This window comes from Mesorhizobium sp. B3-2-1, assembly GCF_006439515.1.
Classification (GTDB): domain Bacteria; phylum Pseudomonadota; class Alphaproteobacteria; order Rhizobiales; family Rhizobiaceae; genus Mesorhizobium.
The window spans coordinates 1-22,486 of the sequence record NZ_VFTI01000013.1 but is presented as its reverse complement, the minus strand read 5'-3'; the positions used below and the strand labels follow the sequence as shown (position 1 = coordinate 22,486).

21 protein-coding genes and 5 pseudogenes are annotated in these 22,486 nt (G+C 58.5%); 14 read left to right on the top strand and 12 right to left on the bottom strand.

What is annotated here, in order from left to right:
• Positions 1-17 precede the first annotated feature (17 nt).
• The gene (gene ggt, locus FJW08_RS15230; RefSeq protein ID WP_140811281.1) at positions 18-1,757 is read left to right on the top strand and encodes a gamma-glutamyltransferase; all 1,740 of its coding nucleotides are present in this window, start codon (positions 18-20) and stop codon (positions 1,755-1,757) included.
• 84 nt (positions 1,758-1,841) lie between these two features.
• On the opposite strand, the gene FJW08_RS33360 is transcribed toward ggt, so the two are convergent.
• On the bottom strand, positions 1,842-2,093 hold the full coding sequence (locus FJW08_RS33360) for a hypothetical protein (protein ID WP_031240466.1): 252 nt from the start codon (positions 2,091-2,093) through the stop codon (positions 1,842-1,844).
• A 396-nt stretch (positions 2,094-2,489) separates the two neighbouring features.
• On the opposite strand from FJW08_RS33360, the pseudogene FJW08_RS15220 reads away from it, so the two are divergent.
• Positions 2,490-2,678, top strand: a pseudogene (locus FJW08_RS15220) (hypothetical protein); the annotation flags it as partial.
• On the opposite strand, the gene FJW08_RS15215 reads toward FJW08_RS15220, so the two are convergent.
• From FJW08_RS15215 to FJW08_RS15195, 5 genes and pseudogenes are all read right to left on the bottom strand, one after another.
• Complete coding sequence (locus tag FJW08_RS15215) at positions 2,667-3,155, bottom strand: hypothetical protein (RefSeq protein WP_224598164.1); 489 nt, start codon at positions 3,153-3,155, stop codon at positions 2,667-2,669. The pseudogene FJW08_RS15220 and the gene FJW08_RS15215 overlap by 12 nt on opposite strands.
• Positions 3,156-3,409: 254 nt before the next feature.
• Positions 3,410-3,850, bottom strand: a complete 441-nt coding sequence (locus FJW08_RS15210; protein WP_140758874.1) for a hypothetical protein — start codon at positions 3,848-3,850, stop codon at positions 3,410-3,412.
• 328 nt (positions 3,851-4,178) lie between these two features.
• Positions 4,179-4,475 carry an adenylate cyclase gene (locus tag FJW08_RS15205; protein ID WP_140811280.1) on the bottom strand — a complete coding sequence of 99 codons (297 nt, stop codon included), beginning with the start codon at positions 4,473-4,475 and terminating at the stop codon, positions 4,179-4,181.
• A 533-nt stretch (positions 4,476-5,008) separates the two neighbouring features.
• Positions 5,009-5,161: pseudogene (locus FJW08_RS15200) on the bottom strand (L-rhamnose mutarotase); the annotation flags it as partial.
• Between the two features lie 35 nt (positions 5,162-5,196).
• Positions 5,197-5,871, bottom strand: coding sequence for a GntR family transcriptional regulator (locus FJW08_RS15195; protein WP_140811279.1), 675 nt, complete (start codon positions 5,869-5,871; stop codon positions 5,197-5,199).
• A gap of 172 nt (positions 5,872-6,043) precedes the next feature.
• On the opposite strand from FJW08_RS15195, the gene FJW08_RS32385 reads away from it, so the two are divergent.
• Complete coding sequence (locus tag FJW08_RS32385; RefSeq protein ID WP_181182932.1) at positions 6,044-6,325, top strand: hypothetical protein; 282 nt, start codon at positions 6,044-6,046, stop codon at positions 6,323-6,325.
• A gap of 231 nt (positions 6,326-6,556) precedes the next feature.
• Positions 6,557-6,766, top strand: a complete 210-nt coding sequence (locus FJW08_RS15185; protein WP_181182931.1) for a hypothetical protein — start codon at positions 6,557-6,559, stop codon at positions 6,764-6,766.
• Positions 6,767-6,786: 20 nt separating this feature from the next.
• On the opposite strand, the gene FJW08_RS15180 is transcribed toward FJW08_RS15185, so the two are convergent.
• The gene (locus FJW08_RS15180; RefSeq protein ID WP_140811277.1) at positions 6,787-9,489 is read right to left on the bottom strand and encodes an EAL domain-containing protein; all 2,703 of its coding nucleotides are present in this window, start codon (positions 9,487-9,489) and stop codon (positions 6,787-6,789) included.
• 271 nt (positions 9,490-9,760) lie between these two features.
• Between FJW08_RS15180 and FJW08_RS15175 the strand changes: the two are divergent.
• Positions 9,761-9,987, top strand: a pseudogene (locus tag FJW08_RS15175) (transposase); the annotation flags it as partial.
• Between the two features lie 749 nt (positions 9,988-10,736).
• Here the strand turns inward: FJW08_RS15175 and FJW08_RS15170 are convergent.
• The 3 genes and pseudogenes from FJW08_RS15170 to FJW08_RS15160 all read right to left on the bottom strand — a co-directional run.
• Complete coding sequence (locus tag FJW08_RS15170; RefSeq protein ID WP_140811276.1) at positions 10,737-11,507, bottom strand: hypothetical protein; 771 nt, start codon at positions 11,505-11,507, stop codon at positions 10,737-10,739.
• Positions 11,458-11,826 carry a hypothetical protein gene (locus FJW08_RS15165; RefSeq protein WP_140811274.1) on the bottom strand — a complete coding sequence of 123 codons (369 nt, stop codon included), beginning with the start codon at positions 11,824-11,826 and terminating at the stop codon, positions 11,458-11,460. Before FJW08_RS15165 ends, FJW08_RS15170 begins: the two co-directional genes overlap by 50 nt.
• 635 nt (positions 11,827-12,461) lie before the next feature.
• Positions 12,462-12,572: pseudogene (locus FJW08_RS15160) on the bottom strand (MucR family transcriptional regulator); the annotation flags it as partial.
• A 605-nt stretch (positions 12,573-13,177) separates the two neighbouring features.
• Here FJW08_RS15160 and FJW08_RS15155 point away from each other — a divergent pair.
• The 6 genes and pseudogenes from FJW08_RS15155 to FJW08_RS15130 form a co-directional block, all read left to right on the top strand.
• Positions 13,178-14,575 (top strand): hypothetical protein, encoded by a 1,398-nt coding sequence (locus tag FJW08_RS15155; RefSeq protein WP_140811273.1) that lies wholly within the window; start codon positions 13,178-13,180, stop codon positions 14,573-14,575.
• A gap of 46 nt (positions 14,576-14,621) precedes the next feature.
• Positions 14,622-15,059 carry a hypothetical protein gene (locus FJW08_RS15150; RefSeq protein WP_140811272.1) on the top strand — a complete coding sequence of 146 codons (438 nt, stop codon included), beginning with the start codon at positions 14,622-14,624 and terminating at the stop codon, positions 15,057-15,059.
• Positions 15,056-15,439, top strand: a complete 384-nt coding sequence (locus tag FJW08_RS15145; RefSeq protein ID WP_140811271.1) for a hypothetical protein — start codon at positions 15,056-15,058, stop codon at positions 15,437-15,439. The genes FJW08_RS15150 and FJW08_RS15145 overlap by 4 nt, the downstream gene beginning before the upstream one ends.
• A 121-nt stretch (positions 15,440-15,560) precedes the next feature.
• A complete protein-coding gene (locus FJW08_RS15140; protein WP_140811270.1) occupies positions 15,561-16,544 on the top strand; it encodes a hypothetical protein in 984 nt (327 codons plus the stop codon).
• A gap of 137 nt (positions 16,545-16,681) precedes the next feature.
• Entirely contained in the window at positions 16,682-16,846 is a 165-nt protein-coding gene (locus FJW08_RS15135; protein ID WP_348642670.1) for a hypothetical protein, read from the top strand.
• A gap of 108 nt (positions 16,847-16,954) precedes the next feature.
• Positions 16,955-17,185: pseudogene (locus FJW08_RS15130) on the top strand (hypothetical protein); the annotation flags it as partial.
• Between the two features lie 22 nt (positions 17,186-17,207).
• Here the strand turns inward: FJW08_RS15130 and FJW08_RS15125 are convergent.
• Together FJW08_RS15125 and traA are read right to left on the bottom strand one after the other, a co-directional pair.
• Positions 17,208-17,414: an AlpA family phage regulatory protein gene (locus tag FJW08_RS15125; protein ID WP_140811269.1), complete on the bottom strand. Its 207-nt coding sequence runs from the start codon at positions 17,412-17,414 to the stop codon at positions 17,208-17,210.
• 128 nt (positions 17,415-17,542) lie between these two features.
• Positions 17,543-20,596: a Ti-type conjugative transfer relaxase TraA gene (traA, locus tag FJW08_RS15120; RefSeq protein WP_140811368.1), complete on the bottom strand. Its 3,054-nt coding sequence runs from the start codon at positions 20,594-20,596 to the stop codon at positions 17,543-17,545.
• Between the two features lie 160 nt (positions 20,597-20,756).
• Between traA and FJW08_RS15115 the strand changes: the two genes are divergently transcribed.
• The 3 genes from FJW08_RS15115 to FJW08_RS15105 all read left to right on the top strand — a co-directional run bounded on the left by FJW08_RS15115 (position 20,757) and on the right by FJW08_RS15105 (position 22,431).
• A complete protein-coding gene (locus tag FJW08_RS15115; protein ID WP_140811267.1) occupies positions 20,757-21,095 on the top strand; it encodes a conjugal transfer protein TraD in 339 nt (112 codons plus the stop codon).
• A 1-nt stretch (position 21,096) separates the two neighbouring features.
• Complete coding sequence (locus FJW08_RS15110; protein ID WP_140811266.1) at positions 21,097-21,318, top strand: conjugal transfer protein TraD; 222 nt, start codon at positions 21,097-21,099, stop codon at positions 21,316-21,318.
• A 567-nt stretch (positions 21,319-21,885) separates the two neighbouring features.
• The gene (locus FJW08_RS15105) at positions 21,886-22,431 is read left to right on the top strand and encodes an MBL fold metallo-hydrolase (protein WP_140811265.1); all 546 of its coding nucleotides are present in this window, start codon (positions 21,886-21,888) and stop codon (positions 22,429-22,431) included.
• The last annotated feature ends 55 nt before the right edge of the window (positions 22,432-22,486 follow it).

Genomic DNA, 22,486 nt, shown 5'->3' with positions numbered 1-22,486 from the left:
CCGCCCGGAGACCTGCCATGCATTTCACCCGTCGCACACTGATCGCCGCCAGCCTTTCGCTGACCTTCGCCCTTGCGCCCCTGTCGGCCGTTTTTGCTGCCTCTCCAGCACCCGCCAAGGGCGAGAACGGCATGGTCGTCACGGCACAGCATCTGGCTTCCGAAGTTGGCGTCGAGGTGTTGAAGAAGGGTGGCAACGCCGTCGATGCCGCGGTCGCCGTCGGCTATGCCTTGGCCGTGGTCTACCCCAATGCCGGCAATATCGGCGGCGGCGGCTTCATGACCATCCGTTTCAAGGACGGTAAATCGACCTTCCTCGATTTCCGCGAGCGGGCGCCGCTTGCCGCGACCAAGACCATGTATCTCGACAAGGACGGCAACCCGGTGAAGGGCGCCAGCCTCGACGGCTATCTTGCGGTCGGCGTCCCCGGTTCCGTCGCCGGTTTCGAAATGGCGCGCCAGAAATACGGCACCTTGTCCAGGCAGGACCTGATGGCGCCGGCGATCGCCTATGCCAAGGAGGGGTTCATCCTCAATCAGGGCGATGCGGCTTCATTTGCCGGCGGCGCCGAAAGGTTGGCGAAGAACCCAGCGGCGACCGCCATCTTCCTCAAACCGGACGGCAAGCCCTATGGCATTGGCGAGAAGCTGGTTCAGCCCGACCTTGCCGCGTCGCTCTCGGCCATTTCGGAGAGAGGTGCCGATGCCTTCTACAAAGGCGCCATCGCCGACGCCATCGTCAAGGCGAGCGGCGCCAAGGGTGGTATCCTAGCCAAGAGTGATTTCGAGCAATATACGGTGCGCGAACTGAAGCCCGTCACCTGCTCCTATCGCGGCTACGAAATCATCTCTTCGCCGCCACCGAGCTCGGGCGGCATCATCATCTGCGAAATCCTCAACGTGCTGGAGGGCTATCCGCTCTCCTATCTTGGCGCTGGTTCGGCCGAGACCGTGCATGTCATGGTCGAGGCGATGCGCCACGCCTATGTCGACCGCAACTCGGCGCTCGGCGATCCCGATTTCGTCGACAACCCGGTCTCCAAGCTGCTGGATAAAGCCTACGCCAAGGACATCCGCGACAAGATCGATCCGTTCCGCGCCGGCGTGTCGCAGGACCTCATGCCGAAGGGCTTCGGCGAATCGAAGGAGACGACCCACTATTCGATCATCGACAAGGACGGCAACGCGGTCGCGGTCACCTACACGCTGAACGGCTCGTTCGGCGCTGGCGTCGTCGCCGACGGCACTGGCATCCTGCTCAACAACGAAATGGACGACTTCACCCAGAAACCCGGCGTGCCCAACCTCTATGGCCTCGTCCAGGGCGAAGCGAATGCCATCCAGCCGAGGAAGACACCGCTGTCCTCCATGAGCCCGACAGTCGTGGCCAAGGACGGCAAGCCGTTCATGGTCATCGGCAGCCCCGGCGGTTCGCGCATCATCACCATCACGCTGGAGGCGATCGTCAACGTCATCGATCACGGCATGAACATCCAGCAAGCGATCGACGCGCCGCGTATCCATCATCAATGGTTGCCCGACACCGTCTATGTCGAGCCGTTCGGACTTTCGCCCGACACCGAAAGGCTGCTGGCCGGCATGGGCTATCACCTCGATCTCGCTGACCAGACCTGGGGTCAGGCGGCCGGAATCCTGGTCGGTGGCAAGAGCCTGGCGGAAATCGAGAAGGGCGGTGGCGCGCGCTACAATGGCGCCATAGACAGCCGCGCGGCATCGGGCGAAGCGCTTGGATATTGACAGGCCGCAAGCCTGTTCCTTGCCTGACGAGGCCGGATTCCGCCTTTCGGGACCGGCCTCCGCTTCATGGCCCGGCAGCAGCCGTCAGGTCACCAGCGTGATGGTCGATGCAATCAGCATCAAGGCGGCGATGCCGACGAACAGCGCATAGATGCGTGGCCGGTCGAGCAGCAGCGCGTTACCCGATATCCAGGCCGACGTGGCGCCGCCCAGCGCGAAGAGGAAGCCGTTGCGATGGCCGAAAGTCATCGATGCGGCCATCAGGCCGCCGATGATCAGGGCGCCGAACACGATGATCACGGCGACCGCGTATTTCTCGAAGTCGTTGTTGCCGATCCCTGGTCCGATCGCGTTCAGATTCGGCAGGTCGTCGGGATCGAAGGGGCTCGCCGACCCGTATTCGTCTTGACCCATGGATTCTCGCATCACTTGATCTCCGCTGACCGGCAACAAACCATCAACGCCTGCCGAGCGCAACCCGATCGCACGTCCCTCTCCATGTTGACCGACATCTTCAAACACTTTCCGGCCGCACTTGTCACCGTTCTTTCGGCCACCTGGCTCGAATGCAACGGCGTCGCCGCCCGGATGGCACGCCCACCCATATGGCCCGTGTCCGCGGGGAAAAGATAATGCCGCCGATCAATTCGGCTCCGGTAGGCCTAGGCGGCTGCGGCGGGAAGTCGCAGCGCCCGGCAGGTCCCGGCCGGATTGTTCGGCACACTGCCCTCGGCGCAACGCCTCGACGCGCTCCCAGGCCTGTGGGCGAGCTTCGAGCTGCACGCCGGCGAAGACCACACGTCGATCCTGCCGGTGACGGTCAACCGCGCGGTGCGGGCGGCTTTCGCGGTGCGGCAAAGGAATACCGCCTGGCTGAACACCTGCCTGGGTAAGAATCACCTCGCGCCATCATTCCTGTGAAGGGGAGGCGCTCAATCGACGATAGGGGATGCCATCGAATCTTGCCGTCACAAAATCGGTGACGGACATCTTGCGCTTGCGTCCGTCGCTGCAGGCGTAAACCGGCCAACCGGCATCGCTGCATTCGCTGGCTGCGCAAATACGTGCCAGGCAGTTACCGATAGTCAACCGGAAGCCGCCCTTGCCGGCGAAGCCTTGCAACAAGCTGCCGTCCGCCGAGCGCCATGTCCGCGCACGGAATTCCGCTCGCAAAAGCAATGGTTCGAGGGGGATCGCAAGATTGGTTTCGCCGGCATGCCCTGCGAACTGCAGACGGAAGCGCGCCATTGCAGTCGTGTATGCGGTCACAAGATCCGATTCGCGAAAATAGGCGATCGGCAGGTTGGAGCGGTCAAACAGATGAGACATACGCTCGCTTGCCTCTACCGGCGTCAGCAAGGCAACAAAGGTAAGAAAGGCGAAGCAAGCTCGCGACATTTTACAGCAGCCATATCGATCTCGGCCTGCCGGTTTGGCCCCGGTTGCCCTCCGGCAACATCCCGCCAAATCTCGCCCTGCGCAAGCCGCTTGCCGAGGCAGTCCATAAGGCGGCCGAGTGCAGCAATTCGCAAGGCCGCCGAGTTAAAGCGATTGGAGCCGAAGACGGTGATCGCATCAACCAATTTGCGCGGGCGGGCGACATACAGTCGGCGTTCGCGGCAAGGAGGAACACCCGCCGCAGCCGGAGTTCCTCAGCGGAGGCGAGCCGGCGGCAGTTCGAACAGCTTGGCGCCGTTCTCCTGGCCGCGCTCGACATAGCCGATGATGCCGAACCATCTGGCGACATCAGGCCCCTGCAGCCAGCTGCGCGAGTGGATGGGAAGGTTGCCGGCGAGCGCCTGGATATGCCTGATATGCCGCTTGCAGAAACGGACGGTCGAGCCGCGGAAGAAATCCTCCTGCGCGGCAAACAGCGTATCGGCGGCGTCGCTGTTCTCATGCCAGGCGATGATCGCCACGGCCTTCTCGCCCTCGACAAGCGCGTGCGCCCGGCCTTCCTTCAAGTTCATCATCAGATTGTCGTAGGCGATCTTGCTGTCCTTGCCGGCCGCCGCGTATTCCTCCGACATCCGCTTGGACAGGCCATGGAAGACGTCCTCGAGGTCCCCGAGCGTTGCTGCGCGTGCTCTCATTTCACCTCCTGCAGCCCCGCGGGAAGTTTGCCCTACGGTCGATGGATCACCAAGCAAATTGAATCCGACAGAAGCCCGGTGAGCGCAAAGTCGTTCCGTCGATCGATCTTTGTGACGGGCCTTACCAGGCCGACGGACGTGGGCCTGGTCCCGATAATTTCCGAAATCCGAGGGTTGGAAAACGTTCGGGGCAGCAGATTCGCCCCTTTTTCGCGCGGTGCTGAGGAGTTTCCGGCCTGGTCCGCGCCGGCAAGTGATGTCGACTGGTGAATGCATTGGCCCGGCTGCTTCGGCGACCGGGCCAGTGATCCGCGGATCGTGCTGCCACCTAATGATTATGGGACTGCTGGAAGCCGGCCACGTCGTACTGAGATACGCTCTTCGGATTTTTCGAGTTTTGCGGCTGGGTGCCCGCGTAATGTGTTCCGGCATTTCCATCCGGGTTGAAGGCCGAGCCCGGGGCAGAGCTGGCGTGGCCGGGGGTCGCACTTCCTGTTTGAGGGGTTCCGATGGTTTGGCCGGGCTGACCTGTCGTGCCCGTCACCGTGTGGACATTGGTGGCCAGGGCCATGCCAATGGAACCCATCAGTAATCCTGCCATCATCGGAATGAGGAGATGTTTCATGGTCGTTCTCCCAAAAGCATTTGATTTTGGGTGCTCGGGGTCTTGTGAGCACCCGGCGAACTAAAGTTAGAACGCTCTTCGGACCACCATTCATCCCGACTATCGCAAACCTGTGATCTGTTTATTTCACCGTGACACGTTTTGGCCCGGCGGCTTCGGCCTCCCGTCTGTTAAGTAAGATATAATGGAACAGGGACCGATGGATTCCGGTTAACTGGATATGCCAGCCAAGATCAAGGAACCACAGCCGAAGCCCGGCCCGCAGCCGCCCGTCAGTCGGCCGGACAAGGAAGCACTGTCGGAGCTTGAGCATATCGATCCACCACCGCGAGACGTGCGAGAGGCGCCGGTACCAAACCCCAATGGCGACAAGAAAACCTAAGCGACGCCACGCGAACACGCCTGCAACAGCGCATGCGGTACGAGAGCGATCGAGCGTTTCCTCCCAGTCGAATGTCCGCGCGGAGTCCGAAGAGGAACGCGCTCTCGATGCGCCGGAACAGGTTGCCATCAGGGCTTCGATCCGACTTGGCGAAAAGAAGGTTCTCGGGCTCGCGCACGAAAATCGAATGGATGTCGGCGCGGCTGATGACCGCCAGCACCTCCGGCCAGGCCGCGGCGTGGACGCGCTTGTATTCCGCGATCGCCTCCGCCTTCAGGCCGATACAAAGCCCCATTCTTCGCATGTGACGATCCGGTTCGGTTGCCCGTGGCGGCGGCTTCAGCCGAGCAGGTCGGCGGCGACTTCGAGCGTGTTGCGGAACGACGTCTCGAGATGGTGCTCCATTGCCTTCGCGGCGCCTTCGGCGTCGTGACGCTTTAGTGCGTTGAGAATGGCTTCATGCTGCTCGATCGTCTGTTCGCCATAGCCGGGTTTGGGGATGGCAAGGTAGCGGCCGCGGTCCATCTGCGCCTTGGAGATGTCGACAGCCCGCCAGATCATCGGCAGGCCGCAGATCTCGGCAATGGTGCGATGAAAGACGTCGTCGAGCTGGATCGCGGTGGCGTATCGGCCGCGCGATATGGCGAGCCGGTGGGCCGCCATATTGTCCTCGAGCAATTCCCCTGACGCCGGCGTGAGCTTGACGGCCGCGCGCTTGGCGCTCTCCATCTCCAGCGCCCGGCGGATGACATAAGCTTCCTCCAGGTCGGCGCGGCTGATCGGCGCGACATAAGTGCCGGTCTGGGCCAGGATCTTCACCAGACCCTCGTCGCTGATGCGCTTGACCGCTTCCCGCACCGGCGTGCGCGAGACGCCGAGCGCTTCGGCGATCGCCACCTCGTTGATCACTTCCCCCGGCTTCATCTGCCCGACGACGATCAGGTTGCGGATCTTCTGATAGATCTGATCGCGGAGCGGCAGAGCCCGATTGAGGGTCGAAGGATCCAGGTCCATGGCAAATCCGTAGCTTCGTTCAGCGGAAATGATCAGGTATATTAGAATGTAAATCGGAATGCACCCAATCCGAGGGTAATCTCTGCCGACGATGGAGTGATTGCTCAGGTCACGGAATCCAGCTTGCATCGTGCCTTCCCCGGTCGAGGATGGCCGCCTGGCGAACATCACCATGGCCGAGATCATGGATGGCAAGGAGGTCAGGGACCGGCTGCCGATCCCGCTGACCGTCGTCACCAAGAACAATGTCGGCTCGGTCGAGCCGGCCGGAACGGACCAAGAGAGGATGGTAGCCCAGAGGCGGAATCTAAAAAGAAAGAAACTCTCCTTCTTTTCAGACGGTTGCGACTGGCAAGGTGACGATGCCAGCCAACAGAAATACCAACAAAATATTTCTGTGGGTTGGTTCTGTTCCCGAATGTCGCACGGGCATTTCCCGTGCCGATGCACCTGAATTATATTCTAGATGCCGATAGTTCTTAGCGCGTAAGCTAGCAAGATCGTCCTCTCCTCCACACGTTTTGGTGCAGGGATCTTTGGAACTCTTACTTGTCCGTAACGATCAAAGACAATTAGTTATCACTAATGTATCGACGGGTGGTTGGCTGATCTGCTAATTTAGGCGGCCGGTAAGCCTGACAGGCTGACGGAGCTTCCGCACACAATCCGTTCGATGCTGGAAACAATGATGCCAAAAGATCCACAGCGGGTCCGTGAGATACAGGATTTCGTTGTCACCGACGTCCTCGAGGAGACCGGATATTCCGATCGAGGAATTGTCATGACTTTGGTGGATGCCCAAGGGAGTCGCCTGCGCCTTCACTTGACCGCGGCGACCGGAGAACTGCTTTGCGAGCGCTTCGCCAACGCGCTGGAAGCGCGGTACGGCAAGTAGGCGGCTTCGCCAAATGAATCTCATTCTGGCGAAGTGTGACCGCCTTGCTCCTTGTCGAGCAGTCTCGCGATCCCCTCGGCCGAGACCGGCTTGCTGAAATGATAGCCCTGCATCTCGTCGCAATTGTTCTTGCGCAGGAACGCCACCTGGTCATCCGTCTCGACGCCTTCGGCGATCACCCTGAGATTGAGCTTCTGGCCAAGCGAGATCACGGCGCTGGCGACGGCTTGGTCGTTCTCGTCGGTAGCGAGATCGTTGATGAAGGATTTGTCGATCTTCAGCCGCGCCACCGGAAAGGTCTTCAGTGCGCTGAGGCTGGAATAGCCGGTGCCGAAATCGTCGATCGAGATCTGCACGCCGAGGCCCTGCAACGCGCTCATCATCGCCACCGCCGTGTCGACATTCTGCATGATCAGGCTTTCGGTCAGCTCAAGCTCGAGATATTTCGCCTCCAGGCCGCTGTCCTCCAGCGCGTCGATCACGTGGCTGATCAGGTTCTTTTCCTTGAACTGCCTTGCCGATACGTTCACGCACACCACCAGCGGCGGTAGGCCTGCGTCCTGCCAGGCCTTGTTCTGTCTGCAGGCTTCGTGCAGCACCCAGTCGCCGATCTGCACGATCAGGCCGGTCTCCTCGGCCATTGGGATAAACTTCATCGGTGCGATCAGTCCGAGGCTCGGATGGTTCCAGCGGATCAATGCCTCGGCAGCAAAGACGTTGCCGGAGCGAAGATCGACCTGCGGCTGGTAGAGCAGTGTGAATTCGCCGCGCGCCAGCGCGTTGCGCAACTCCTCCTGCAGCAGGAATTTCTCGTGGGCCGTCGCGTTGAATTCGGGCGCATAGAACTGGAAATTGTCGCGGCCAAGCTCCTTGGCGCGGTACATCGCGGCATCGGCATTGGCCAGCAACACATCGGCGGTCGCGCCGTCGTCAGGGTAATTGACAACGCCCATGCTGGCTGTTGCCCTGATGTGACGCTCGCCCAGACAAACGGGCTCCGCGATCGCCGTCCGGAGCTTCTGCAAGGTCTCGCCAACCAGGTCGACATCCGGATCCTGGTCGAAGAGCACGACGACGAATTCATCGCCGCCCAGCCGCACGACGGTATCGGTCGCCCTGACGCATCTGACCATGCGGCTGGCGAGGGTCTTCAACAGCATGTCTCCGGCATTGTGGCCGAGCGTATCGTTGACCAGCTTGAAATTGTCCAGATCGATGAACACCACGCTCACCCAGCGGTCGTAGCGCTGCGCATAGAGGATGGCCTGCGAGAGCCTGTCGCCGAGCAGGGCGCGGTTGGGCAGCCCGGTCAGCGTGTCGTGGTTGGCCATGAAATGGATGCGGTCTTCGGCAAGCTTGCGCTCGATGGCGATGCCGGCGATGCGGGTGGTGAAATCGATGAGATTGCTCTCGGCCTTTGTCGGCTCGCGCACCGTCTTCGAATACATGGCAAAGACGCCGAGCACCACGCCGGTATGCGACAGGATCGGCGTCGACCAGCAGGAACGGTAGCCATAGGGCCTCACCAGATCGCGAAAATCTTCCCACAAGGGATCGCTCACAATATCGGTGACGATGACACGCTCGCGCCGGTAGGCGGCGGTGCCGCAGGAGCCGACCTTGGGGCCGATGCGGGTGCCGTCAATGGCGTGGGTGTACTCCTTCGCCAGGCTGGGCGCCGCACCGTGGTGCAGATGAGTGCCGTCCTTGTCGAGCAGCAGCACCGAGCCCACTATACCGCTCAGTTGCGACTCGATGAGGCGCATCAGACGTTCGAGCACCTCGGGAAGCGGCGCACTTGTCGCGATCATTTCCAGGATATGCGCCTGTCCATCCCGCAGATCGTCCGCTTGCCTGCGCGCCGTGATGTCGCGGGCGATGCCAACCAGGCCGAAAATTTCGTCCTCGGCGTTTCGCAGGGGCACTTTCGTCGATGACAGCCATTTGCCGGTGCCCGAAGCATCGACGATGAATTCCTCCTTGTCGACCATCGGCTGGCCGCTGCGCAGCAGGTCCTGCTCGCTGGCACGGAACTGCCGGGCGAGTTCGGGCGCGTGCAGGTCGAAGTCGTTGAGGCCGATCATCTCGCTCGGGTGCTGCCTGCCGTGGTCCGCGGCGAGGGCCTTGTTGGCCACGACGAAACGGCTTTCGGAATCCTTGACCCACAGATAGTCGGGAACCCAATCGATCAGCGTCTGCAGCGAAACGCGTTCGCTGACCATCACGCGGGTGGCGGCGAGTTCGGTGACGTCCTCATGTGTCGACACCCAGCCCCCGCCGGGAATCGGCTGACGGCCGACCTGGATGATACGACCGTCCTTGAGTTCGGCGATCCAGGTCGTCGACTCGGTGCTGGATTTAATCGAGCGGGCGAAAGCCAGATAGGCCTTGGCGTCCATCGTGGATGTCCCCGCAGCGACCAGGTGTTCGACGACATCGGCAAGTGTAATGCCCGCCTGCAGCTTGTCAGGCGCGATGCCGTATATCTGGGCGTAGCGGCGGTTGCACAGGATCAGCCGCTCATCGACGTCGAAGAAGCAGATGCCTTGCGGGATGTTGTCGATTGCCATCTCGAAGCGTCGTGCCTGGGCTTCGAGCACGGCAATCGTGGCCCTGAGCTCGCGCTCCAGGGATTCATAGGAGGCAACGGCCAACCGCGACAGCGCGGCCAGATGGGTCTGACCGGCTGTCTCCACAGCGGTCCTTGACGATTCCGCGACCAAGTAGCGTTCTCCAATTCGGCCTGCCGAGCAAAACAATTTGGCCGGGAATGAGCTAAGATCGTCGCCATGCTAATTGATGTCTACTAATTGTCCGTGAACATCTTCCGCGGATTGACCTCGAGATTGTCTGGTTGGTCATCTGGCCGATCGGCGGCGGAAAATTGAAGCGGTGGTCATCTACAAGACAAAGCGAATTGCGCTATAGAAGTTCGCCGATGTCAGCGCTCGATCAGCAGGTCGGCCATGAGCCTTGCGCGGCGTCTGTTGCCATATGATACGGACACTGCTTCGACAAAAGCGCGTCATGCTTGCCTCAAAGCCAAGAATCTCGCTGGAGCATGATTTTGCTGCGCTGTATTCGCCGATCGGGAGACCGTCGAACCGCCAGGGAAGCTGCTGCGGGCGATCCGGTTGCAGGCATTCCACTCGATCCGCTCGGAGCGGCTTTTGATGGAGCGCCAGGAATATGATTTTCTGTTCCACTGGTTCGTCGGAGTCTGTGCCGTTACCCCGAAAATCGGAATGCCGCGATGCCGCGGCAGGGTGTTGCGGCATTTCACGTCGGAGAGAGCCATTTGTGGACCTCCTGTTGGCGCTTCGATACCAACAGGTTCTCAGATACCAACAAAAATACTAACCTCGCCCCGTTGGACGAAATTTGCCGAACCGCGATGAAACTCGCTCAAGCAGATACTCCGCGCCGAAAATGTCGCCAAAGTCAGCGATTTGCGGAGGCGGAAGCGTAGAAGCTTCGGCGAAAGGGAGTGTCGGGAAAAGAGGTGATGGTGCCCAGAGGCGGATTCCAAATGAACAGGTAAGTTGTTGTTTTTAAATGCATTTTTTGATATCCATTGGATGCATACCGTCAGGGATACCGACACGAATTCATCCGCCAGTTGAAACCTTCAACTGGCGGCCAGTTCATATCAATAGATCGGATTGTTCATTGGAAGGTGCCGACAGAAGTTCTATGTAATCGGCAGACATCAGTCGGCGCTTCGTCCGCTCGCTGCGCGACAACCCCTTGAACGCGGACGCGCGCATCCAGAAGGCCATGTGGCTGAAGGCCCTTTATGGCCTTTGTCTCGGCGCCTATGCTTTGTGCGTACGAATTCCAAAGATCAAGGACAACAGTCGCATCTCATTTTTCACTTCCGGCTTTAATCGCGTTGACAATGGCATCGGTATCCAGACAGATCGAAATACCCATCTTATACTGACTTGTTTCGCCTTCGGATACCCTGTCTTTACAGTATAACTTTCTTTGAGCGTTCTATCACAATTTGAGACCATTCTTCGAAGGTTGTGTGCCCGCGGATTTCATTTAGCCACTCGTTCTCTAATTGATTCAGCAACTTTGCATTCTTAGGCTTGAACATTTCAAATGCGTAACGATGGTTGGCTTCTTCCAGCATGCCAAACATCAGACCAATATGGCCGCAATCCTCTGGCACTGGGAAAATAGCCCCAACATGCTCCGCTATGCGACTGGCAGTGCCTGGGCCGATGAAGCCGATGTTGTTATAACAATCGAAGTAGGTATTCCATAAAGAAGGATCATTGTTTTGCAGATGAACTAGCAATTTGACCGAATCGCTCTCCGTCCACTCGGAGTTGCCGTTCTGTTGCTGGCTTCTTGTTTTAATGAATTCCAGCCACTTTTCCCTCCGCCGGTGGCGGTTTTCAGGCTGCCACATGGCAAAATGGAACCTGCGTTCATTCGCAAAGCGAAAATCGACCGCGCCAGCCCGGTAGTGCATCCGTTTGAGACCGGGAAAAAGCTCTTCGATGTGTGAACAAATGTGATCGTTCATTGCATTCGAAATGAAACCGTCATCATTCTCGGCAGCGATATAGGCCTGCCATTCCCCGGGATAACGCCCTCGGTAGGACGTGATGATAAGATCGGTCTCCTCAGGCGTCCATTCCCGCATCCCCGAGATTCGACCCGGATATGTCGAGCGAACTCTAAACGGAGGAGATGTATCTTCTTCGCCCTGGGGCCTGACTTTTTTCATTCTGAGACGTCCATGTCCGCTGCCATTGCTGGGTCATACAAACGAAGAACCAGTTATTACGATCCGCGTCGCCGCAGCCTGTCAGGTCAAAAACAACATCAATATCCTTTGGAGCGGCCTTGTCACTTGTGAAGCCACCATCAATGAGGCAACTCGCCGGGCGAGGCTGATTATCGGTCGAAATCAGGAACTCCTGGAAACTGGTCCATAGCTCCTGACGTTGGGGTGTTCCGGTATATCGCGCTTGTTTTTCTGCGAGCGTGCAGTCGTGACGGCCAATCGGAAAGACACCAAACTGTGTAAGATCTGGAATCGGCATTCAGGTTACGCCGGAAGGGAAGCCCAGACCCGACAACAAAAAATATCCAAGACGCTCCCCCTCAGAAATTTCGGCGTTTGCCGCGCTAACCCAAGCTTGCAGATTTATGGCATCAGAAGGGCGCCCGGTTCGAGGCACCAATACCTCAAGGAAACAGTCGAGCGTCTCTTGCTTAACTTCCCGTAATTGCCTCGGGCGACGGTTCGATTCCGAGCGCTGGATTCCAACTGAGCCGCGGCTAACCCATTGAAAATCAGCATAAAAGTAAATAAAATCAGCATTTTAGGCTAATTCTATAGAAAAAACCGATTGCCGTCACGCAAATCCGAATACCGTCAAAAATACCGTCAATCCGTCTTGCGCTCATGAGGATCGGCGGTTGTACGAAAAAATTTCGTAGTTAAATCAATGGTTTGGTACCGAAGAAATACAACCAAAGGTTGCTGGTGCCAGAGGCGGAATCGAACTTCCGACTATCCATTTGAATTTATTATTAGAATTTCAGTGTGGATAATGGTTGATACCCAGAAAATTACCCAATCCAAAATCATACCGGTGGTTCGCTTCCGTTTTCCACAGAAAATTGCAATATGCCGTCATTGATTGCGGGTTCCTGCTTAGGCGGCTCAAATGCTTGGCTGACCTAGGCCCGTCAGCGATGTATGGATCGATGCGATGAGTTCCGGTAACCCAGCGACGGGCAGGGGATTTTGGCTAACGTAGGCGGAGACAATGTCAGCAGTCAGCCGACTAGATCGGCCGTCGTGGTTTCATTTTGATCGTTCAAGTATGCGCTCATGGTATGGGGTCCAAGCCCGCTTTCGCCCACCTAGCGTATACATTTAATTTTGAGCGATGCCGAGATACCAATGCCGGCTGTCAGATGGGGCTTTGAGGCGCGGCCAATCCTAAGGGCATCCTAATCGCCTGAGGTTCCTCGAAGCTTTTTCGAAATATCTGTCGCGCGACTCTGAAAATCTGATTTAGCATGTACTCTGCCGGGACCCACTGTCGGCAAACGGCCCAATCCAGACCTTCCCATCGTATAACGCAAAAACCGCCCCCGGTGATCGCAGAAGCCATGAATTGGCTCGACAGTCAAAATTCTTGGCTTCTACGGCCAATTGCACGGCTTAGGGCGGTGGAAGCCGAGGCATATTGAGCATGGCCTCTCGCCGATTTCCTTGTCGCAGGGGCCCTGGCAGTGGTGGCACCGGTTCAATTGGCCGGTGGGCTGGCTCAATATCTTCATCGCGCTTGATTGCTGGGAACACGGCACCAACGACGAGTATTGCTGCTTGGATAATGCTATGCCACAACTGCTATAAAGTGCTGGGGGGAGCGGATCGACGTGGTTGATAACCTTAGTGGGCGGGCCAATGAAGCGAGCGCCGAGGTCGCTTCGTCGGCATCGTCGATTCCGATGGGAAAATCCGCTTACATCGGCCGAGGCTTCAGTACATTCTCTGCCCTATGGAAGGGTGACTGCCTGAAATTTGCAGGCCTGCCTGCCACTCCTGACGTGAATTCCATAAGTACTGACTTCGAAATTAAGGTTATACAAAGCGCGGAAGATTTTGCTCTGATGATGGAAATCTCTCTGTCAGCTGCCATGTCGCTGGGCATATATTCTGGCAGTTTAGCAGCGTCCTATATGAATCGTATCACGGAGTCCAAAACGTCCAGCTTCATCGCTGGAAGAGTAACGGTAAGAACAATTCCATCTAATATGTTTTTTGACGGCTTATCGCCGGTCGGACTTAAAGCGTTGGCAATGAGTCCGAACGCTTTTCATAGCACTTGTGGGAATATATTTGCGACATCGGTTATCTATGGTGCTGATTTCATCTTCATGCTGGAAGTCTCCTCACAGAGTAGGACACAAGCCGAAGCGGTCAGGGCTGACCTAGACGCCCATGTGGGTGTGTTTGGGTCCGCATCTGCGCGTTTTACGGAGTCGATGTCTGCAATCTCAAGCAAATACAGCCTCAGCGGAAAGGTCGTCAGGAATGGTCTCAATGAAGATCTTCCTGATCAAACCCCGCAAGCCCTCCAGGCATACGCCTTGGCATTTCCCAAAAAAGTGACCGATAACGAAGGAAAAGCGATGGCTCCCGTCGAGTTTGGCGCCAGGGAGTATGTCACGGTCGACCCGAAGGCCCCTACTTTTGGTCGAGCCGAGATCGCTTTGGACACATTACTTGCGAAATACATTGCTGCCCATGCAAGTTTCGCTGAGCTTAAAGGCTGGTCAGACAACCCAGATGACTATCTCGGACTGAGCGTGGACGACTCCAACCGCCTAACAGCTGCCATGAAAACGGCGGAACAAATAATGATCCAAGCTAAGGAGAGGGTAGAAGAGCTGTCGACCGCTCCGTTAGAAGCTGCAGTCCAACCGGTAACAGAACTCGAGCCATATTCGTTGCCGGCGCGTTTGGTATGGGTGGAACTCTCAGTCGGCGAAGGGGAGACCTTTCTCGGAGTAGTTCCGCCAGGGGAGACGCGCCGTGTCAAATTCCGGGGGTCCTGGAGTCCGTCGGGTGGGACCACTTGGTGGGAGCCGGCAAACGGACACTGGTGGGTCGACATAACGGGCACAGATGGGGTTGTTCGTAGCTTTCCATCACCAACCGATGTGGTTGCCAAATCAGGCGAAAGCGTATCCGTCCACCTTTTCGACCAACCGGGCAACTATGGGGACAACGTGAAGAGCCCAAGCGATCCAGCGTGTGCCGCTTTGTACTGATACGTTAACCATGCCACGCACACGGATAAAGCACCCAGGATCGAGCTTGGCGGCCATGACAGAAGTTCCTACGGAGCCGGAACCAGAAGCCTCCGATAACGCTTTACCTAAAGCGTTAGCGAAAGGGTCGCGAAGATCATTCACGGCCATTCGACGAGAGCTTAGCGAAGACGATCTGAAGTCGCCTGCTGTCCAGAAAATGCTACTCGACGATACAGATCGATTGGACGAGGAGCTAAAAGAAGCCAAGGGCTTTCGGGAGAGGTTTCATGACGCTGATAAGCAGCGCGCGATCCTGCAAGAGAAGCTGAAGACACACACTGGCTTTGAGGTCATGTCTAGCGGCTGCCTGGCAGTCGGAGGCGCAGCATTTGGCTATGCACCGAACATTTGGACCACTCAACAAACTACCTCCATAATCCTGTTAATTATCGCCGCTATCGTGACGCTGGCCGGTCTGTGGGCGAAGGTGTTACGAGCATGAACTTGAAGCTTCGTTCGATTACCGAGCCCGGCAATCTCCAGCTCGAACGGCTCACCTTGAAAGCCGAGGTAGCGCTAAACATTGGAGATTTCGTAGTCGCTCAAACTGGATGGGCTGGGGAACAGCCCAGCATTCAGATTTTCCACGCCATCTGGTTTCCTTACGAGGAAGTCAAAGCAGGTGACTTAGTTATCATCTATACGCGCCAGGGAAGCCCTTCCAAAAAGCTCCTCAAAACCGGAAAAAACACAGCCCATTTTTTCTACTGGGATTTGAACAAAACCATTTGGGACGCCAATTTCAGGGGGGCGGTGGTGATGAATGCGCCGGAATGGAATGCCCAGCCGACCAACGAGCTTGTCAGGCCCACGATAGCTTGAGAGAGCGGGCGTGGGGGCGATTTCGCCTCGTGCTCGCGCAGAACCGCAATGATCTGTTCGTCCATGAACCGCTTACGCTTCATGTGTCCGTCCTTCAAATGAGGCCAGACTCTAACACCAAGTGGAGGAAAGACTCAGTGGCACGTCAAGGTATGGCAAGCGGCCGGAACAGAATCAAGCATGTGCCGATCTGACTGCCCGCACCTTCGATGTTTCATCCATCGCGGACGGTCCCGCGATCTACACGCTGAACAAAGGCCGGCGCACGGCGGGCTTCTTCTCGTTTTTTGTGGCAACGGAAGACCTCTCGGGCACCTCCGAAATCTATGAGTTGAGGTTCGATGGTGACGCCTGGACGTCAGTTCATCTGCTCTCGCTGACCGGATCCGCTGTCCCGGCCGTCGATGTGATCTGGTTCGATCCGCTGACTGGCTATCTGGTGTTGTTGCACCACCTCAGCGCCGGCACCAAGCGCTTCAAATACATTAACCCCGATACCGGGGATGTCGCCGACTCCTTCGATGTTGCGGACGGCCTGGCGTACTTCAACGTCGCCGCTCTGATACCGATCTTCTACGATCGCCTCATCAGCCAACCCGGCTATGTGCTGATGCTGGCCCCGGGTGACGATTTCGGCATCTACCTGCTCGACGTCGTCGCCAAGTCGATCTCGACTTTCGCGACCGATCTTTCCGCGCCAGACGGCACCCGAATAGCGGAAATCATCGTCGATCAATACAAGACTCGCTACATCTCCGCGACGGGAGCTCATGTTTGGATCGTGCACGGCCAACCTAACAGTGTCCCGGGTACAATCACGCTCCGCAGGGCGATCGAAATGTTGATGTTCCTTGCGGGCATCCCGGCCGAAAAACTGAGGTTCGAAGGCTTCGGCGACGATAGCAGCAGCGGTGGTGGTATCGATCCCGCCGACATCCTTGACGATCTCGGTTTCATTGCCGGCACCTACATGGTTCATGGCGCAGCCGCAGCGGCGGCCGACGTTGTCGACAAGCCGGCGCGGATCGGCGCGAGCGGCCTTCAGATCCTCGACAACGACTCTATGCGGAAGGTCAGCGGATACGCCTGCGATTGGACGGCATAGCGCGGCTGAAGCGACTGGGCAGTTTGAAATTTCAATCGAGCTTCATGATCCGCCCCTTATCGAGGCGGAACACGCCATTGTTGCCACCCTGGCCCTCGAAATCGCTCTGTAGCTCATCCCATGTACCGAGAATATTGATGCCTGTGATCTATATCAGCGGCGACAGTGCGCCTGACTGGGGTGCCGAAGGTGTTCCAGAAACCATCATGATCACCAAGCCGTTCGCTCTGCCCCAGATCATCACAGCCCTGTCCATGCTGCATAATCAGCAACATCCGGCGCCGCCGAGCGAACCGAAGTGATCCTTCGCGATTTCAGGGAAGAATGAGCGAATGGCCTTGCTGGGGGAATAGGGCAAGGATTATATTCCTACCGTTGCGGCGACGCCTTCAACGAAATGGAGATCGCCAATGGTCAGGTCCAAACCATCAAAGCAGCTCTCGCCGGAAGAGATCGAACGCTTCCTGACAGCCGCAGAGGCTCTGCACAAGAGCATCATCAAGCCGTTTGTATCGCCGCATTGCGAGCACTACCGCTCAACGCGGATCTTGCACGAGGTGCTGTTGAAAACCGTGCGGGAAGTGACCGGCAAGGAAGTCGAGTTCATCCAGTGGAACACGACGGGACCGGTGCGGACGCCGACGGCTGGCGGATTTATCGGGTTTAATCACCCTCTCGCCTCGGCCTCCAAGATACCGGATCCTCCACCCACCGATCGATATCGGATTCGCGCCAGCCCGCACCGTTGACGCTGATCTTGATCTGAGCTGGGAACGTGCCTTCGGCGATCTTGCGATACATGGTTGAGCGGGAGAGCCCGGTCCGGGCAAGGACGGTTCTGAGGCGGATGATGCGGTCGGGTTCCGGCATGGCTGGTCTGCTTTCCGCTGGGTGCTTCTGATACCTGATGAGCCCAACAGAACAGGCAGCTACGGGGGTGCAAGAGGGATCGTCGCGGCGTCGTAAGGTGACGTGGAAACGGCGGCAAATCGGATGGGTCAGAGTCCGATGCCGCGCGCCCGTCCCAGACCGATGCCGTGGTTGAAGGCGAGTTCCGCGCCGAGACGCCGCCCGGATTCTACCTGGATGCCAAGCGCTTTCTTATGATTGGCGAGCAGGGATTCAAGCTGAGGATCGCGTTCGAGCCTCTTTGCCATTTCCGACATAGCCGAGCGCGTTGATCTGTAGCCCGACATGTCGCCGGCCTGATATTGGAACTGGCTCGTTCGGTCGAGCTTTTGCCAGCGTTCCACGAAACGGTCTGCGCGGCGACCCGGATCGGTGTCCAGTCCGGTGCGGATTTCCGTTTCAAGCTGGAGAGCCAGCACGACGCGGTTGACGCGGCCGGCTCCCGCTTCACGGACCAGCTCGGGATTCTTGACGTAGGCTGCTTCGGCATCGCGCCACCCATGAGGCCGAACCTTCTCGAACGCGCTGCGGGCGTCCTTCAGTTCGCGCATCTGCTCCGGACTGCCCTGCCCGTCGGCAGTTCCGCTGCGAAGGATCACGTCGATCGCGCGCGCGTGTCGCACAAGGGCCTTCGTGCGAGCGTTGCGCAACGCCGCTTCCGCGTCCACCGGTGCATCCGTATCGCGCTGCGCGCCTCTGGTGGAAGTTTCTATTCCTGGCACGGGGCCGGGATCGCCGTATTGCCTTCCACCGTCTCCCCTTCCCGGTCTTCGGCCACGGTCCTGGCCGGACTCGGCGTCTCCAGGCGAGCGCAACCCGTCGAGCAGCCCGTCGATCCGGTCGCGTAGCTTTTCCGGAACAATCCGGCGCACGATCTCGACCACACGCTGGCGGAAGGTGATGCCACGCCGCTCGGCATAGCTCTGCGCCGGGTCGATTTGCTCATAGTCGGATGCCATATCCTTCGCGCGGTCGCGTGACAGTGTACGGACCAGCCGGTCCCGCGTGGCGAAGTCATCGCTGCCATAATGCAGCTCCAACCCATCTCGATGCCGCGATAGGGCAACGTAGCTCCCGTGTGCGTCCATGCCCGGCGTTGCCAGAACGTGGGTGCGGTCGACCGTCATGCCCTGCGCCTTGTGAATGGTAGCGGCATAGCCGTGGTCGATGTGCGCGTAGTCTTTCAGGTCGAACTGGACCGATCTGCCGTCGTCGGTGCGCACGGCCATGCTCTGTCTGCTGACCTCCTCCACAATGCCAAGCGTGCCGTTCTTGACGCCAAGTCCGCGCTCGTTGCGCAAGAACATGACCCGGTCGCCGCTGGCGAAGGCCCTCGCACCGCGTTCCACATCGACGTGAACCTCGTCGCCGAGGTCTCCGGCAGCGCGCATGCGCTCGCGCGCTGCCTGGTTGAGCGCGCGCACTTCGTCGTTTGTGTGGGTGAGGATGATCCGGCTTGCCTCTGGATGCGCCTGCCTGTCGCGATCCCAGCGCTCGACGAGTTCACCTCGCGCCTCATTGCGCGTTGCAGCCTGATGCACCATCCCTTTGTCGACATAGGCGCTGATCGCTGTGCCGATGCTGCCCGTTGCAAGATCTCGCGTGGCGTCGCGCTGCCAGTCCTCACGCTGCCGGCGCACCTGGCCGATTTCGACGCCGCCATGTCGCTGGTAAATCGAGCGGAATGCAGCGCCGGCCTCGATCGCCTGCAACTGCTGCGGATCGCCGACGAGGACGACTTTCGCGCCAGCGTCCGCGGCATGGGAGAGCACACGCTCCAACTGGCGTGTGCCGACCATGCCGGCCTCATCGATTACCAGGATATCGCGCGTGGTGAGCAGATCCCGGCCCTGTCCCCAGCTATGCTCCAAGCTGGCGATGGTGCGTGACGGGATGCCTGATCCGCCCTCCAGAGTCTCGGCGGCAATGCCGGAGAGTGCGGCGCCTCGAACCTCGCAGCCCGCCGCTGCCCATGCCTGGCGCGCAACGCCAAGCATGGCGCTCTTGCCCGTTCCGGCAAAGCCGACAATGACACCAAGACCGGGACCATCGGTGATATGCGCAAGTGCATCGGTCTGCTCGCCTGACAGGACAAGACCGCGTTGCGCAGCCCGCCCCAATGCTGCCTGGCGATGTGCGTTACTCACCGCGTGGCGCTCGTCCACATCCATACGCTCCGCAGCGCGGTGAAGGCGCTGTTCGGTCTCGATCATCTGCCGGGTGGTGAAGCGATTTTCTCCACGCCCGTCCTTGCCCAGTTCGACAAGGTCGGGCGCGTTGCTGATGGCTCCCATCACCGTGTTGAACTGCTCCACGCCGTCGCTGTGGCGGTGCGCAAACTTCGCGATGTCCTTTCGGGTGAAGGTCGATTGCTGATGCGTGATGGCATCCAACGCCACGGATGGATCGGCAACGATGCGCGCGCCATTGTTGCGCGCAATCTCACGATGCAGTTCGGCGCGATCGGCTTCGATGTCGCCAGCGTCAAGGCCACTGCGTTCAATGCGTTGAGCCGGCGCACCGATCTGGGTCTGCGGCTCCAGTGAAATGCCCTGCGCTTCCAGACTGCGATGCTCGATGCGGGCGTCTATGTCGAGTTCGGCAAGGCGCTCATTGGCAAGCTCCGCCCATCGCTCGCGCCAGCGCTCGACCAAGTCGGTGGCGTTCCAGTCTCGAACCTTCGCCCCAAAACCGTTCTCGTCCACGGACCGCATGGTGAGCATGACATGAGCATGTGGTTTTGGACTGCCATCCTCTGCCCGGTCCCAGTGCACATTGAGGTCGGCGACCATGCCCAGACTGACAAACTCGGCTTGAACAAAGTCGCGCGCCAGCTCGATGCCTTGCGCCGGGCTGAGTTCACGCGGCAAGGCGAACTCGACCTCGCGGGCAAGCTGCGCATCCTTGCGAACCTCGAAGGCTTCGACATCATTCCACAGTCGTTCGCGGTCACTCCAGGCTTCCGGCGCATTCTCCGGCAGCATCACCTCGGAATGGACGACACCGCGCTTGGCGGAGAAGTCTTGACTGCGTTCGATGCGCTCATCGCGCAGCCGCGAGGCCGAGCGGTACGCGGCCGAGGCCACCGCGCTTGACCCAGCCTTGCGGCCAATGACCTTGACGTGAAGATGATAGATCGCCATCGCGACCAGATCATTTGCACATCGAACCGCACGTCGGCACGACGTATAAGCGCGCCCTCCCTCGAAAAAATCTCGGGATGGACCAGCCCGTCCCCGCCTGTCTCGGCAGCCCTGAAGCCTTCCGGCAGACGCGCCCCTATCATCCTCCGATCGACAATCAATGGAGGCAGTGATGCGTAAACCACGTGATTTCGACGCGGAACTGAAGGCGCTGGAAGACAAGGCGCGAGAGCTCAAAACGCGAAAGGTCCAGCAACTTGGCGAATTGGTGATAGCCACCGGTGCCGATGCACTCAGCTCCGACGAACTGGCCGGCGCGCTGGTCGCCATCGCTGAAACGAAAGAGTCCGCCAAGCGTGAGGCATGGGCCAAGCGTGGGGTAATGTTTTTCGAGAGCCGGTCACGGCGAAATGCTCCGGCATCTCAGCGCAACCCTCGCAGCACTCCGGCACAACCGGGCAGCGCGCAATCGCTGGCAGGCGGCACAGGCTCGCAATGACATGCGCGGGTGGCAGGTCGAGCGTCGCAAGCGCACACGGCAGCTCATCGAACTTGGCGGTCTCGTCATCAAGGCAGGCATCGTCGAGGTCACCAATGACGATCGCGCCATCATCTATGGCGCGATGCTTTGGATCGCGGGGAAGCTCCAAAGCGAGGACGCCGAACGCGCACGAGTTCGCTGGGCTCAAAAAGGGAAAGATGCTTTACGCGGGCAGGTATGAACGGCTGAAAAGCTGGCGAACGTAACTCTTTTGGGTCGATCGGCGGGCGACGCGGAGACCTCAAATATCGCAGCGTCGCCCGCTACGCGCCGGTAGTCGACTTGAAGCTCTAGAATCTCAAAGGCCTCGATCGGGAGAGCGAGGATCTGCCAACTAGCGGCGGTATGGCTTCCCAAAGATGCGACCTGAGAAAAGAACTGGACGGGATGTTCTGTTCTTCCGTGAACCGCTTTCGCTTCATCTGTCCGTCCTTCAAATGAGGCCGGACTCTAACTCCAAGTGGAGGAAAAACTCAGTGGCAGGTCACTACGCCGCATCAGGAATCGCGTTCATCTTCAAAATGAGAAGCACGACCTGGAGGATGACGACCTTCACGCTTTCAGTGAAGCGCGCTTGACACTGCCCGAGCGGGCACTGGAATACGTCATGAAAAACGCTCCAAGACAAACACCCGCGGCCGACAAACAAATTCACAAATAAGTTTGAATTACCTTCAGACCCTTACTTCCCTAGCTTCGCAAAACTCTCGGTTCGATGTAAAACGCGCTTCCGACAGGGGGGCAGGATATGCACTGCGAAATTGAGTTCTTACCGGTGGGCGACGGTTCAAAAGCCGGCGACGCCATCGTAGTACGCTACGGATACCCTACTGCCTATCAGTTAATGTTGGTTGACGGCGGACACGCAGAGACCGGGGAAAACGTCGTTGCGCATCTAAAAAAGCACTTTGGTCCATTTCCTGTTTTGGAGCATGTCGTGCTGACTCATTCTGATTCCGATCACGCGTCAGGATTGCGGACTGTTTTGAGCGCGGTTCCTGTAAAAAATCTTTGGATGCACATCCCCTGGCTTCTTGCGGAAGAGTCCCGGCATCTTTTTTCGGACAAGCGGTGGACCGCAGAGGGCCTAAAGCAGGCTATCAAAGCTGAGTATGGAACGCTCAGCGAAATCTATGATCTGGCCGTTGCCGCAGGCTGCAACATCTTCTTTCCCTTCCAGGGAGCGGACATCGGCCCTTTCCGCGTATGTTCGCCCAGCCGCGACACTTACAACTATTTGCTTCCGCAATTCGAAAAGACTCCGGACCCTAACACTACTTTGGCAGATTTTTAGCGGCGGCGCGTTTTTGGAATTCCCAAGAGAGAGTTTGCGTGATTCATGGGAGGTC